Annotated in this window: 16 protein-coding genes and 1 tRNA gene; 5 read left to right on the forward strand and 12 right to left on the reverse strand. The window is 43.9% G+C overall.

Translation table 11 applies throughout. From position 1 onward, the window contains the following. Nucleotides 1-236: 236 nt before the first annotated feature. Nucleotides 237-413, reverse strand: a complete 177-nt coding sequence (locus tag E2R51_RS19880; RefSeq protein ID WP_165967246.1) for a hypothetical protein — start codon at nt 411-413, stop codon at nt 237-239. Nucleotides 414-746: 333 nt separating this feature from the next. On the opposite strand from E2R51_RS19880, the gene E2R51_RS15570 reads away from it, so the two are divergent. Further along, complete coding sequence (locus E2R51_RS15570; RefSeq protein ID WP_240733104.1) at nt 747-947, forward strand: tyrosine-type recombinase/integrase; 201 nt, start codon at nt 747-749, stop codon at nt 945-947. A gap of 154 nt (nt 948-1,101) precedes the next feature. Here the strand turns inward: E2R51_RS15570 and groL are convergent, their stop codons facing one another. Both groL and groES read right to left on the reverse strand, forming a co-directional pair. After that, on the reverse strand, nt 1,102-2,733 hold the full coding sequence (gene groL, locus E2R51_RS15575; RefSeq protein WP_133378005.1) for a chaperonin GroEL: 1,632 nt from the start codon (nt 2,731-2,733) through the stop codon (nt 1,102-1,104). Between the two features lie 89 nt (nt 2,734-2,822). Beyond that, nucleotides 2,823-3,107 carry a co-chaperone GroES gene (groES, locus tag E2R51_RS15580; RefSeq protein WP_133378006.1) on the reverse strand — a complete coding sequence of 95 codons (285 nt, stop codon included), beginning with the start codon at nt 3,105-3,107 and terminating at the stop codon, nt 2,823-2,825. Nucleotides 3,108-3,361: 254 nt separating this feature from the next. Between groES and E2R51_RS15585 the strand changes: the two genes are divergently transcribed. Then, nucleotides 3,362-4,111, forward strand: a complete 750-nt coding sequence (locus tag E2R51_RS15585; protein WP_133378007.1) for a CPBP family intramembrane glutamic endopeptidase — start codon at nt 3,362-3,364, stop codon at nt 4,109-4,111. Next, nucleotides 4,108-4,317, forward strand: a complete 210-nt coding sequence (locus tag E2R51_RS15590; RefSeq protein ID WP_133378008.1) for a YdiK family protein — start codon at nt 4,108-4,110, stop codon at nt 4,315-4,317. The genes E2R51_RS15585 and E2R51_RS15590 overlap by 4 nt, the downstream gene beginning before the upstream one ends. Before the next feature lie 216 nt (nt 4,318-4,533). On the opposite strand, the gene tatC is transcribed toward E2R51_RS15590, so the two are convergent. The 3 genes from tatC to E2R51_RS15605 are packed head-to-tail and all read right to left on the reverse strand — an operon-like array spanning nt 4,534 to nt 6,263. Then, nucleotides 4,534-5,325, reverse strand: a complete 792-nt coding sequence (tatC, locus tag E2R51_RS15595) for a twin-arginine translocase subunit TatC (RefSeq protein WP_133378009.1) — start codon at nt 5,323-5,325, stop codon at nt 4,534-4,536. A gap of 20 nt (nt 5,326-5,345) precedes the next feature. Continuing rightward, nucleotides 5,346-5,531, reverse strand: a complete 186-nt coding sequence (locus E2R51_RS15600) for a twin-arginine translocase TatA/TatE family subunit (protein WP_133378010.1) — start codon at nt 5,529-5,531, stop codon at nt 5,346-5,348. Nucleotides 5,532-5,585: 54 nt separating this feature from the next. Further along, entirely contained in the window at nt 5,586-6,263 is a 678-nt protein-coding gene (locus tag E2R51_RS15605) for a redox-sensing transcriptional repressor Rex (RefSeq protein ID WP_133378011.1), read from the reverse strand. 278 nt (nt 6,264-6,541) lie between these two features. Between E2R51_RS15605 and E2R51_RS15610 the strand changes: the two genes are divergently transcribed. Beyond that, nucleotides 6,542-8,482, forward strand: coding sequence for an ABC-F family ATP-binding cassette domain-containing protein (locus E2R51_RS15610; protein ID WP_133378012.1), 1,941 nt, complete (start codon nt 6,542-6,544; stop codon nt 8,480-8,482). A gap of 351 nt (nt 8,483-8,833) precedes the next feature. On the opposite strand, the gene E2R51_RS15615 is transcribed toward E2R51_RS15610, so the two are convergent. Then, entirely contained in the window at nt 8,834-9,031 is a 198-nt protein-coding gene (locus tag E2R51_RS15615) for a hypothetical protein (RefSeq protein ID WP_133378013.1), read from the reverse strand. A 436-nt stretch (nt 9,032-9,467) separates the two neighbouring features. Here E2R51_RS15615 and E2R51_RS15620 point away from each other — a divergent pair, with 436 nt between their 5' ends. After that, on the forward strand, nt 9,468-10,166 hold the full coding sequence (locus E2R51_RS15620) for a LolA family protein (protein WP_133378014.1): 699 nt from the start codon (nt 9,468-9,470) through the stop codon (nt 10,164-10,166). Nucleotides 10,167-10,199: 33 nt separating this feature from the next. Here E2R51_RS15620 and tsaD read toward each other — a convergent pair whose 3' ends face one another. The 5 genes from tsaD to E2R51_RS15645 form a co-directional block, all read right to left on the reverse strand. Next, complete coding sequence (tsaD, locus tag E2R51_RS15625) at nt 10,200-11,213, reverse strand: tRNA (adenosine(37)-N6)-threonylcarbamoyltransferase complex transferase subunit TsaD (protein ID WP_133378015.1); 1,014 nt, start codon at nt 11,211-11,213, stop codon at nt 10,200-10,202. Continuing rightward, a complete protein-coding gene (gene rimI, locus E2R51_RS15630; RefSeq protein ID WP_133378016.1) occupies nt 11,213-11,659 on the reverse strand; it encodes a ribosomal protein S18-alanine N-acetyltransferase in 447 nt (148 codons plus the stop codon). Before rimI ends, tsaD begins: the two co-directional genes overlap by 1 nt. Then, nucleotides 11,652-12,356 (reverse strand): tRNA (adenosine(37)-N6)-threonylcarbamoyltransferase complex dimerization subunit type 1 TsaB, encoded by a 705-nt coding sequence (gene tsaB, locus E2R51_RS15635; protein ID WP_133378017.1) that lies wholly within the window; start codon nt 12,354-12,356, stop codon nt 11,652-11,654. The genes rimI and tsaB overlap by 8 nt, the downstream gene beginning before the upstream one ends. Further along, nucleotides 12,353-12,805: a tRNA (adenosine(37)-N6)-threonylcarbamoyltransferase complex ATPase subunit type 1 TsaE gene (gene tsaE / locus E2R51_RS15640; RefSeq protein WP_240733105.1), complete on the reverse strand. Its 453-nt coding sequence runs from the start codon at nt 12,803-12,805 to the stop codon at nt 12,353-12,355. Before tsaE ends, tsaB begins: the two co-directional genes overlap by 4 nt. Nucleotides 12,806-13,009: 204 nt before the next feature. After that, a tRNA-Asp gene (locus E2R51_RS15645) sits at nt 13,010-13,085 on the reverse strand. Nucleotides 13,086-13,133 lie beyond the last annotated feature (48 nt).

Consider the following 13,133-nt stretch of genomic DNA (forward strand, 5'->3'; position numbering starts at 1 on the left):
CATTTTAATTTCACCATCAACTTAAGTTTGGACTTAAGGCAAATAAATCCTCTGCATCCGTTTTTTCAGTTTGCTGTTATTACAGCTAGTTTTCTTATTAAATTGTTTTTGGGTAGCTAGTTCTATTTTTACATGATTAATATTTTGATACATTATAAATTTCACTTTTCGCGTAAAGAATCTAAGTTAGATTAAAAAAACCAATGCCCCTTATTAGGATCATTGGTTCTTTTTTTTTATCGTGGTAAAGGAAATGTGATGGTTTTACCTTTAAAGGCTTCTGTTCTATCTTCGGCAATAAAGGGACCGAATTGTAATTCTAATTCTTTGATGGATTCATAGTCTTCGTTTGTCAGCTCAAACTTTGGAGATGGTGAAATTGTTGCCATTACAGCAAAATTTAGTGTAGACAATCAAACACGTTCTCCGGTTAGTTTAGCGAATCTAAAATCCAAAGTGCTTGTCAGCAATGGCGAGGGAAATAACAATCGTTGTTTCATCTTTAAGGCAGCTTGTTCTCGTTTATGTGCCTTAAATAACTGGATTAATTCTTCATCAATAACAATTGTCCGAATCGATTTCTTGGTTTTTGGTGTTAATAATTCGTATCTAGTCTTCACATTGTTTGGGTTATAGTAGGTTTTTGTAATTATTTAACGATATAATTTTGACGGTTATATTTAGAAGTAGAGATCAATCAGGATTCAGGTTTTATATTTGCAGACAACAATGGCTACCCAATAGTTATGAAATTAGTTGCGATTCGTCTCCAGAGGTTACTTAGAAAGCTTGAGATTAATAAATATATCACTCCTTACAGCTTCCGACACACGCATACTTCTCTTCTTATAGAGGCAGGAGCTGGCTTAAAAGAAGTTCAAGAACGCCTTGGACATTCAGACATTAATACAACCATGAATATCTATGCTCACATGACCAAAAAATAGAAGAAAAGACCTCCCATAAGTTCAGTGAACTTACAAAAGGTCTTCTCTAATGAGCCGTATTCAGTTTTCAAAAATAACCGAAGTTAGCAAAAAGTTAGCAATTCATGTTTCGAAACTTCATAAACCCTCTACTATCAAGGGTTCTGGGCAATGATTACATCATGCCGCCCATTCCACCCATGCCGCCCATGTCAGGCATTCCGCCGCCGGCATTCTCTTCTGGAATGTCAGCTACGACTGCTTCTGTTGTTAGGAACATGGCTGCTACGGATGCTGCGTTTTGAAGTGCAGAACGCGTAACTTTTGTTGGGTCTACGATACCAGTGTCGATCATGTTGACCCATTGGCCGTTGGCTGCGTTGAAGCCTACGCCTACTTCTTCTTTTTTCAGACGCTCAACGATGATGGATCCTTCAAGACCAGCGTTGTGTGCGATCTGACGGATTGGCTCTTCAAGGGCACGAAGAACGATGTTGATGCCTGTTGCGATGTCGCCTTCTGCTTCGATTGCTGCCACTTTGCTGTATACGTTGACAAGCGCTGTACCACCACCGGATACGATTCCTTCTTCAACCGCTGCACGTGTTGAGTTAAGGGCGTCTTCGATGCGAAGCTTACGCTCTTTCAATTCTGTTTCAGTTGCTGCTCCGACTTTGATTACGGCAACACCGCCAGCTAGTTTCGCAAGGCGCTCCTGCAGTTTTTCTTTGTCGAATTCAGATGTTGTTTCTTCGAGCTGTGCACGGATTTGACCTACGCGTGAGCCGATTTTGTTAGCTTCGCCTGCACCTTCAACGATTGTTGTGTTTTCTTTTGTTACAACAACCTTCGCTGCGCGTCCAAGCTGTGTTACGTTTGCTGATTTAAGATCAAGACCTAGGTCTTCAGTAATCACTTCAGCGCCAGTTAGTACAGCTAAGTCTTCAAGCATTGCTTTACGGCGGTCACCGAAGCCTGGAGCTTTAACAGCTACTGCGTTGAATGTGCCGCGAAGTTTGTTCACTACTAATGTAGCAAGTGCTTCGCCTTCAACGTCTTCAGCTACGATTAGAAGCGGCTTGCCTTGTTGAACAACCTGCTCAAGAACTGGAAGTACTTCCTGGATGTTGCCGATTTTCTTGTCAGTGATTAAGATATAAGGATTTTCAAGCACTGCTTCCATTTTATCTGAATCAGTAACCATGTAAGGAGAGGCATATCCGCGGTCGAACTGCATACCTTCTACTACATCAAGCTCTGTTGTGAAGCCTTTTGATTCTTCGATTGTGATGACGCCGTCGTTGCCCACGCGCTCCATTGCTTCAGCGATTAATTGGCCGACTTCTTCGTCAGCAGAAGAGATCGCTGCAACTTGTGCAATTGACTCTTTTCCTTCGATTGGAACAGAGATTGCTTTTAGCTCGTCAAGTGCTGCGACAACTGCTTTTTCGATTCCTTTACGTACGCCAACAGGGTTCGCACCAGCTGTCACGTTTTTAAGGCCTTCGCGGATCATTGCCTGCGCAAGAACCGTTGCAGTTGTTGTACCGTCACCGGCGATTTCGTTTGTTTTGCTTGCTACTTCCGCTACAAGCTTTGCACCCATGTTTTCAAATGCATCTTCAAGCTCGATTTCTTTTGCGATTGTTACACCATCGTTTGTAATAAGCGGTGAACCGAATTTCTTTTCAAGTACCACGTTGCGTCCTTTTGGTCCAAGTGTTACCTTCACTGCATTTGCAAGCTGATCAACACCGCGAAGCATGGAGCGGCGTGCTTCTTCACTAAATTTAATATCTTTAGCCATAAGTAAGGTTCCTCCTGTTTTACAGGCTCTGTCAGCCTGAGTTATTTTTTGATGGTTCGTTTATTCTAAGTATAAGTTCGTTATGGTTATTAGCCGAGTACAGCTAAAATGTCGCTTTCACGAAGGATCAGGTATTCGTTGCCTTGGTATTTCACTTCTGTTCCAGCGTATTTCGAGAAGATGATACGATCGTCAACAGATACTTCAAGTGCTACTTTTTCTCCGTTATCTAAAACGCGGCCTGTACCAATGGATACAACTCTGCCTTCTGACGGCTTTTCTTTAGCGCTGTCCGGAAGAACAATCCCGCTTGATGTTTTTTCTTCTGATTCTACCAACTCAATTACTACGCGATCACCTAATGGTTTTAACAAGTGAAACAACCTCCTTAAGATATGTGTTCTTTTTTATTAGCACTCTAAGTCATTGAGTGCTAACACAGTTATTATGATAAAGAATCAGCCTTTTTTTTGCAAGTGAAAACCATTACTTTTTTTACGACAAATTCTGCTTGTCCCCCTTTGAGTGATTAAATTTGAAGGGGCGTTTGTTTATTAGTAGAATAAACCTTATCGGCAAAAGATTTTGTATAACGGTGTCGAGAAATTTAATTTAAAGGAGTAAACACGTGAATCGAACCTTTGTCTTTATTTTGGCTGCATATATTGTGATGCAGCTTTCAAGTCTGATTGGCGTTCCCCTTGTTTATATGGGCGGCATGAAGTGGACCGACAATGAAGCGGATATTATGAAAAATCTTGCTGCCGGCTACTGGATCTTTTTCAGCTTTTTTGCAACCCTCCTGCTTACCTTATTTCTATTATATAGACGAAAAGGGGCACTGGATCTGCCGGGTGAAAAAGCGAATACCGGAATGGTCGTTGTGTGGTCGATTGCCGGGATCTTTTTGGCCTTTGCAAGCCAGATGATTGCCGTCTTAATTGAAACGATGATCGGCATTGAGCCGGGATCGGATAATACAGCAGATATTATCAGCCTCCTGTCCTATGTGCCGGCCGCTTCGTTTGCAATTGCAATATTCGGACCGATTTTAGAGGAAATTGTGTTTCGCGGCGTTATTTTCGGCTGGTTCTATCGCCGGTATAACTTCTTTATTTCAGGCATGCTGAGCGCCCTGATCTTTGCTGCGATCCATTTGGACTTCACACATATCTTAATTTACACAGCGATGGGCTTTGCGTTTGCCTTCCTGTATGCGAAAACAAAACGTATTATTGTCCCGATCATTGCACATATTTCCATTAACAGCTTTGTCGTGCTCGTGCAGTTTGTATTTGCCGATGAAATGGAGAAGATTATGGAGATGAATGAAGCAATGGTTACCCTATTACGATTTATGGTTGGTGGAATATTATGAGGAACCCTTTAGTCAGCGGATTAATTTACATCTTACTCGGCGCTGTCTTTACCTACTTTGCGATCAGCAGCGTCAATGACAACGGATGGGGATTCTTTGCTTATCTCTTCGTGGCCTTTGCCACCTACGACATCGGCTCAGGAATCCGCCTGATCCTGCTGCATTTTAAAATTAAGCGCCATATGAGAGAAAAAGAAAAAAAGTAGCGGGAAGCTTTCTCCTCGCTACTTTTTTCTTTACTCTATTAAGGATAAATGCTGATATTTACACACAGTTGATTGGAGCTGAAGGTGTGAGACTCCTGCGGGATATAGCGGGAAGGGTGAGACCTCTGAAACGCAAAGCGTTGAAGATGGCTCACCCCCGCCCCGCGGAAAGCGAGCACCTGCAGCGGAAATCAACAGCCCCATTTATAGAAACACTTATTTTGAAGACATCTCCCGATCAATCCGGTCTCTTCTCTCCTGCTCCTCAATCACACGCTGCTTAGCCTCCGCCTGCATCGCTTTCCGATAGCCCACCTTCGCAATCATCAAACTGATTTCATACAGCAAAAGCAATGGCACGGTCACAAGCATGTGGGAGAAAATATCCGGCGGTGTAACAAACGCTGCGATGACGACCAGTACAAAGTACGCATACTTGCGGATCTTTGCCAAAAACATCGGCGTCACGATACCAAGCCTCGTAATAAACAGCATAATCACCGGCAGCTGAAATAAAAATCCAAATGGAATCGTCATTTGAAAAAGGAATTGGAAAAATTCATTAATCCCGATAACCTGCTGGATCCCGAGGTTATCCGATAAATTGAACATGAAACGGACAACAAACGGAAACAAAATAAAGTAAGCAAAAGCCAGACCAAGTAAAAACAAGAAGGCTGAAGCTGGTATATAGCTTAAAGTCACGCGTCTTTCTTTTTCAAGCAGCCCGGGGCTGACAAAAGACCAGAGCTGATACAGTATTAGGGGCGCCGTCATGATAAATGCAATAAACAAGATGATCTGAAAATAAATCTTTACCGGATCGGTCACCTTGAATGCATTAAGTGTCATATTCTTTGCTTCATCTGAATTCTGCAGAAAGTGCATCAGCGGTTCTGCAAGAAAGAATCCGACTGCAATCGCAAAGACAAAGAAAACGACCACAAGAATGAGTCGTTTTCTTATTTCAATTATATGATCATGGACGGTCATATCTTTCTCGTTCATATGGCCACCATCCCGTGTTATTATAACGTTTTATCTTCTTTTTTTGTTTCTTTTTTATCGTCATCGTCGTCTGCTAAACCTTTTGTAGCATCCTTGAATTCACGAAGAGTGCTTCCGGCAGCTTTTCCTAGTTCAGGAAGCTTTTTAGGGCCGAAAATTAAAAGCGCAACGACAGCAATTATGACTAAGCTCATTGGACCTGGCATGGTGATTGCACCTCCATTTCTTCTTTATATCATAAATCATTCGACAGCATTTTGCTATTCTATAATGTCTTCCAATTGTGACGGTTCTACGTCATCTGCTGTATAATGCTTCAAAAAGTAGATCAGCGACTGCAACTCAACGGCAAGGTCAATATGATGGATGCGGATGTGATCCGGCACATTAAGCCTGGCCGGCGTGAAATTAAGGATTCCCTTAATGTTCATCGGCACCAGCCGGTCGGTAATCGTTTGCGCGGGTCCTGCAGGCACCGTTAAAATAGCCACTTCGATGTCGCTTTCCTTCACCCGCTCCTCAAGCTCGTCCATCGAAAAGATCGGCACATCCCCAATGGCAGTTCCAGCCTTTTTCGGATCGGCATCAAATGCCATTTCAATTTTTGTATTGTTGTTTTTAAGAAAGTTATAATGAAGAAACGCGGTACCAAGATTTCCGACACCGATCAAAATAACCTTTGTGACCTCATCCTGATCCAGTGTTTTTCGGAAAAAGGTCAGCAGATAATTAACATTATACCCATATCCCTTTTTGCCTAACGCACCAAAGTATGAAAAGTCACGCCTGATGGTAGCTGAATCTACCTTTACGGCATCGCTTAATTCTTTTGAAGATACCCGCTGCTTTCCTGACGAATGCAGGTTTTTTAAAAAGCGGTAGTAAAGCGGCAATCGCTTCGCTGTCGCCTGCGGAATCCTGACTTGCTCCTGATTCATGCCTTCTCCCCCCTAAATCTAACCGTGGCATGACCAATTCGGTTCATGCATTCCTTGATACGAATGATGGCCGATCGGTCTGTTAACGCTTCCAATCTTATAGTGAATCAAAACGTACAAGTTTTTGATATCTTATCCCTTTTTAACCCATTCATTAGTATCATACACCATTCAACCTCTGCTGTACAAAGTTTGAAATACTTTTCACAAATCCGGTTTATTGCACAGATGTTCTCCATTGCGATACACTTAAAGGTAGAAAATGAGGTGATCCTTACATGATTTTATTACAAGTAAACCAACTCTCGAAAGCGTTTGGCGCAGAAGAGATTTTATCGAATATAAAATTAGAGGTACAAACAAGAGACAGGATTGCATTAGTCGGCCGAAACGGTGCAGGAAAATCCACCCTGCTGAAAATGATCGCCGGCCAGATGTCCTACGATGAAGGAGAAATCATCAAGCCAAAGGGCGTGTCAATTGGCTACCTGGAGCAGCACACAGGCCTGGAATCAGACCTCTCCATCTGGGAGGAAATGCTGTCGGTGTTTGACCATTTAAAGCAAATGGAAGCCGAGCTCCGTTCCAATGAACAAAAAATGGCTGATCCCGCTATTTATGAAAACACAGAACGTTATAACAAATTAATGAAGGAATACGATGAGCTTCAGGTCGCGTTTAAAGAAAAAGGCGGCTACCAGTATGAGGCCGATATCCGCTCAGTCCTTCACGGCTTGCGGTTTGGCCAGTTTGACTACAATACGCCGATCTCCACCTTAAGCGGAGGACAGAAAACACGGCTTGCCCTTGGAAAAATGCTTCTCACCAAGCCCGATGTCATGATCCTCGATGAACCGACCAACCATTTGGATATCGAGACGCTCGCATGGCTTGAGCAGTATCTGCAGGGGTACCCCGCTGCCATCCTGATCGTCTCCCATGACCGTTACTTTCTTGATAAGGTCGTGAATCAGGTCGTCGAGCTTTCCAGGCACCGCTCCAAAAAGTTTCACGGCAACTACAGCTATTATTTAGATCAAAAAGCCCTGAACTATGAACGGGAAGTAAAAGAGTTTGAGAAGCAGCAGGGGGAAATTGCGAAGCTTGAAGATTTTATTGCGCGAAACCTTGTGCGCGCATCGACGACCAAACAGGCACAAAGCCGCCGAAAGAAGCTTGAGCGCATGGACAAGCTGGACCGTCCCCAGGGTGACGAGAAATCAGCCAACTTTTCGTTCGGCATCGATCGTCAAAGCGGCAATGATGTATTAAAAATCAACGAGCTTGCGATTGGCTATGACAAACCTGTTTCATCCGGCCTTAACGTATCGATTTCCAGGCAGGACAGCCTCGCGTTAATCGGTCCAAACGGCGTCGGCAAATCCACTCTTTTAAAAACCATCGTGAAAAAGCTGGAGCCGCTGCAGGGAGAGATCCGCTATGGCTCCAATGTCAGCATCGGCTACTACGACCAGGAGCAGGCGGAATTAAACTCACGCAAAACGGTCCTAAACGAGCTTTGGGATGACTATCCGATGAAAAATGAAAAAGACATTCGCACGATACTGGGGAATTTCTTATTTTCAGGTGAGGATGTGCTAAAGCCCGTTAACACCTTGAGCGGCGGTGAAAAAGCAAGACTTGCCTTAGCCAAGCTGATGATGCAGCAGTCCAATCTTCTGATTTTAGATGAGCCGACCAACCACCTGGATCTCGACAGCAAGGAAATTCTTGAAAATGCGCTGATGGACTTTCCCGGCACCATCCTCTTTGTGTCCCATGACCGGTATTTCATCAACCGCATCGCCACCAAGGTGCTTGAGATGTCTCCTGACGGTGCAACAGAATTTTTAGGAGACTACGATTACTATGTAGAGAAAACGCAGGAGCAGGAAGAACATGAACGCTATGAGGCAGAAAAGAACGCCTCCCCTGCAGCTGTGAAGTCCAGCAGTCAAAAAGACAAAAACAGTTTTGAACAGGACAAGGAACAAAAAAGAAAAGAACGCCAGAAACGCAGAAGACTCGAGGAAATCGAGCTGCTCATTACCGAGCTTGAAGATCAGATCGAAGAAAATGAAACGCTGCTATGCGACCCCGACATTTTTCAGGATCATGAACGGGTCATGCAGTGTAATGAACTGATTGAACAAGCAAAATACTCCATGGACCAGTTAATGGAGGAATGGGCCGAGCTTCAGGAAGAGCTTGAGACGTAAGGGAACATACTGCGCAAAAATGACAAAAAGAACGGCTTCATGAACTAATTCATGAGCCGTTCTTTATTTTGTGCACCGAGCTTAGGCCCATTTTTGACGTTCCGGCACCTGCCCATATATCGATCACCTTTTCCGGTTTATCGATCATATCAGGCAATTTATCATTCATGTTTCACAATTTATCGGACTACTTTAGCCGTTTATCGGTCTCTGGGCACCACGATGAGATTTTATCACACATGTTTTCACTTTTATCGATCATGTTTATTGGTTTATCGTACAACTTTACACGTTTATCGATCTGGTCTGGGCTGAGCTGTACTTGACTCAAAGACGAATCCCCATCCCCTTTTACATAATCCACACATCATAAGCTCCTCTCAAAAATAAAACGATGTCGCCAAACATGCCTATACAGAAAAAGATAAAATAATAACTGGCAACGGTGATCTCCTTATTAAACAGCTCCTTAAAAGCCTGAACGAACAAATCGTGAAACTTAAACCAGCTTAGGATCCATGCAATGATAAGAAAGCTGAGAATCATCATACTTTATCCACCGTTCTTTCTATTTTAGATTTTTTAAGTTCAACATACTTCTTAAGCCATATTTTTGTAAAGGTAAAATCGTCGAATGATGTAGAAACCATGACAATCATGTAACAATCCACAGAGTTATGCACATTACGCACAGCTTTTTATCGCTGTCCACCGTTTTTATCCACATTATCCACAACAAACAGTTAAGTTACCAACAGTATCCACAGGTTATGACACACTGAAAATGAAAACGCTTTTTACACAGACGTTTTAATGTTATTAACAGGTTATCCACAGACTGTGCACAAGTACAAATGTTCTTATAATTGTGACTATTTATTACAGCTGGTTTACAGACAGGTTAATAGATAATAATACGTTTATGGTTAAGTGAGTAGGGAACAGTTTAAGTATCATAAGAAAAATAAGGAGGCTTTACTAATTTATGAAAAAGCTAGTACCTGCAGCACTCATAACTTCATTAGTATTTGCCACGGGCTCGAACACACATGTTATTGCTGAGACACAAGATAAAAAACAGCAGCCATCAGCTGAAGACATACTTGGACAAGCTGCCTCCCTCCATGAGGAGCTGGACAGCGTTTATTTTAAAGCAGAAAGAACAACCGAAACTGCAGAAGGAACCGTTGATTCCTCTACTGTAGAAAAACAGTGGCTGTATGAACAGGATGAGAACTTTTACCGGCATATTGAATACGAAGAAGAAGACCGGACTTCTTATCTGTTTACCGATCTTGAGGATCCAAATTTCTTAATCGAGTATGCAGAAGGCGACGATGAAGCACAGCGGTATGAAAATGCCTTTACGGAAAATGCTGACTTGGGGCATGGAGCACATTCCTACGAGTACCTGCTTGAGCATGCTGAACTTTCATTGATCGGAGAGGAAGAAGTGAACGGCTATCAAACCTACCATGTTCAGGCCACCCAGGAAGGCCAGACAACTGATTACTGGTTTGATCAGGACACCTTCTATGAAGTAAAGACCCAGTATCAATCATTTGGTACTGAAACCTACAGTACAGAAATTCTGGATTACGAACTGAACCCTGAATTTGACAAAGGACTGTTTCAGGCACCAGATGAGATAGAAACCCTGGGTAAAGAAGTTTTATCATTATAAAGAAAAGGACAAGCGTCGAAACGCTTGTCCTTTTTATATTAACTCAAGCCCCGGATTTGCATTTAACGCATAGCCGGATCTTTTTCCCTGCTCAAACGAAATAGTTCCTGCTGCAGCAATCATCGCTGCATTATCGGTGCATAATGAAAGCGGCGGAATGATCAACTCTATACTGCCAGCGTCACCGAAGGTCTCTTCCAGCCTTTGGCGCAGTCCTTTGTTTGCCGCTACTCCCCCGGCTAGCAGAAGCTGTTCGGCTTTGTATTCCTTTACCGCGCGCTCCGCCTTTGTTACGAGCACCTCAATGACACTTTCCTGAAAGCTTGCAGCGAGATCCTTCGGGTCAATTTCTTCCCCCCGCTGTTCAGCATTATGCAGCGTATTAATGACAGATGATTTCAAACCGCTGAAGCTGAAATCATAGGAGCCCTCTTCCAGCCAGGCACGAGGCAGCTTAACCGATGGCTTGCCTTCCTGCGCAAGACGGTCGATATGAGGTCCTCCCGGATAAGGAAGCCCTAGTGTGCGTGCCACTTTGTCATACGCTTCTCCAGCTGCATCATCTCTTGTTTCCCCAATTACTTCAAACGAGCCATGTTCCTTCATATAAACAAGCTCCGTATGCCCCCCGGACACGACAAGAGAAAGCAATGGAAATTTCATTTCCTTCACTAAGCGGTTGGCATAAATATGACCGGCAATATGATGAACGCCTACCAGTGGAATATTGTGTGCAAATGCAATCGCTTTTGCGGCATTTACCCCGATGATCAAAGCCCCGACAAGACCCGGGCCTTCTGTCACGGCAATCGCATCAATCTCTTTTATGGTTAGTCCTGCCTGAACAAGCGCCTCTTCCACCACATACGTCACTTGCTCTACATGGTGTCGTGAAGCAATCTCCGGTACAACTCCGCCAAACCTTTTGTGGCTTTCAATCTGAGATGAAACCACATTAGACAGTATCTGAGTGCCGTCACGTACAACAGAAGCAGCGGTTTCATCACAGCTTGTCTCAATTCCCAATACAAATGTATGCTGTGTCATTATAAGTTCACCCACATGACCAATGCATCCTCTCCGTTATCTGAGTAATAATTTTTCCGGATTCCGCCCTCTAAAAAGCCAAGCTTGCGGTATAGAGACCGGGCAATGTCGTTGCTGACGCGCACTTCAAGCGTGACCGTCTTAGCCCCTGCTTCTTTAGCCAGCTTCAGCACCTTCTGCATCAGTGTCAGTCCAAGCTTTTGCCCTCTTTGCCCCGGCACTATTGCAATATTGGTAACATGCGCTTCATCCATGATCAGCCACAGTCCGCAATAGCCAATGACTTCATTGTCTTTTTCAAGCAATAAATACTTCGCAAACTGATTAACCATCAGCTCATTTTCAAACGCTTCACGGCGCCAGGGAATAGTAAATGACTGCTCCTCGACCATCAGCACCTGATCGATATCCTGGATGGTCATCCACCGGAATTGTGTATCATTCATGACGCTCACCCTGCTGGCGCTCCAGCCACTTCGCTTCTGCTTCAGCCAGCCGGATATAGTTCGGTACCACATCATGTGTATTGCCAGGCTCCATGCTCATGCCAATCAAACCAATTTCACTGGCACGCGGCACCTGTTCAGTCACTACAGACTGAATCGCCCGATCTCCCAGTTTACTTTGAATCAGTTCCCAGAAAACCGCGGTGTCCTTGCCTGTAAATAACACTTTTTCATTCATTTCAGCAAGCTGGTCAAGCCAGGTTTCCATCAGAATATTAACGTCCTCTTTTACCTCCGTCAGCTGCTGGTCTTTAAACGCATACAGACCTGTATAAACCTGTCCTCTTCTCGCATCAAATACAGGGCAGACCAGACCGTCAAAATAGCGGCCGGCTCCCGTTAAAGAAGCAAGACTTGAGACGCCCACCACAGGAATATCAAGTGTCCAGGCAAGCGTTTTAGCCAGCGTTACGCCAATGCGGACGCCTGTATAAGAGCCGGGTCCTTTTGCCACAACAATGCGGTCCAAATCTTTAGGCTGCAGGTCAACGGACTGCAGCAGGGCTTCAATTGCCGGCATGGCTTGAATCGAATGATTTTTTTTGCTGTTAATCAGCGTCTCTGCCACCACTGCCTGCTCATTCATCACAGCAATGGACAGAGGAAAATTAGATGTATCAATTACCAGTACATTCATGTCATTATCTCCTCACACAACGCTTCATACCTTTTGCCAACAGGCTTAAGCTCAAAGCGCCTCTCCAGTTCACTCGCATGGAAAATGGATATTTCCAATCGCTCAGCAGGCAGCTGTTCTTTAATAAGATGTGCCCATTCAACCAGGCACACGCCCGCTCCTTCAAAATACTCATCAAAACCAAGATCTTCCCATTCATCACTTAAACGGTAGACATCCATGTGGTACAGAGGAAGTCTTCCCATATATTCTTTCATAATCGTAAAAGTGGGACTGTTCACATTTCGTTTCACACCCAGCCCTTTTGCGATTCCTTTTGAAAAAGTCGTTTTGCCTGCGCCTAAATCGCCTTCAAGAGTAAGAATGTCTCCTGCTCTAAGGAGTTCACCCAATCTATAGGCAAATGCTGCTGTATCATCAGGATGGCTTGAATTCCAGTTATAGATCACTGCCCGTTCCTCCATCTAGTTCACTCATTTATTTGTTGTTTCATCAGTCATTCAATAAAAAAGACTCACCCGCTTGGAGTCAGTCCTTGTCGCTTCTATAAGTGTACATGATTTTAATAAAAACGCAAAGCCCCGCACGTTAATTGGCACGCTTGAACAGGCTTTTTTGACAAAAAAAATAACCATGAATGAATTCATGGAAAATGGCGGTCCCGACCGGGATCGAACCGGCGATCTCCTGCGTGACAGGCAGGCATGTTAACCGCTACACCACGGGACCTTGGTAATTGCGGGGGCAGGATTTGAACCTGCGACCTTTGGGTTATGA

Source organism: Jeotgalibacillus sp. S-D1, assembly GCF_004358665.1.
Classification (GTDB): domain Bacteria; phylum Bacillota; class Bacilli; order Bacillales; family Jeotgalibacillaceae; genus Jeotgalibacillus.

Coding starts and splice junctions, on each gene's coding strand:
- E2R51_RS15605 (WP_133378011.1), bottom strand. CDS start 6,263: ATGAATCAGGAGCAAGTCAGGATTCCGCAGGCGACAGCGAAGCGATTG.
- E2R51_RS15610 (WP_133378012.1), top strand. CDS start 6,542: ATGATTTTATTACAAGTAAACCAACTCTCGAAAGCGTTTGGCGCAGAA.
- E2R51_RS15600 (WP_133378010.1), bottom strand. CDS start 5,531: ATGCCAGGTCCAATGAGCTTAGTCATAATTGCTGTCGTTGCGCTTTTA.
- rimI (WP_133378016.1), bottom strand. CDS start 11,659: ATGAATGATACACAATTCCGGTGGATGACCATCCAGGATATCGATCAG.
- E2R51_RS15615 (WP_133378013.1), bottom strand. CDS start 9,031: ATGATGATTCTCAGCTTTCTTATCATTGCATGGATCCTAAGCTGGTTT.
- E2R51_RS15570 (WP_240733104.1), top strand. CDS start 747: ATGAAATTAGTTGCGATTCGTCTCCAGAGGTTACTTAGAAAGCTTGAG.
- E2R51_RS15590 (WP_133378008.1), top strand. CDS start 4,108: ATGAGGAACCCTTTAGTCAGCGGATTAATTTACATCTTACTCGGCGCT.
- E2R51_RS15620 (WP_133378014.1), top strand. CDS start 9,468: ATGAAAAAGCTAGTACCTGCAGCACTCATAACTTCATTAGTATTTGCC.
- tsaB (WP_133378017.1), bottom strand. CDS start 12,356: ATGAATGTACTGGTAATTGATACATCTAATTTTCCTCTGTCCATTGCT.
- tatC (WP_133378009.1), bottom strand. CDS start 5,325: ATGAACGAGAAAGATATGACCGTCCATGATCATATAATTGAAATAAGA.
- groL (WP_133378005.1), bottom strand. CDS start 2,733: ATGGCTAAAGATATTAAATTTAGTGAAGAAGCACGCCGCTCCATGCTT.
- tsaD (WP_133378015.1), bottom strand. CDS start 11,213: ATGACACAGCATACATTTGTATTGGGAATTGAGACAAGCTGTGATGAA.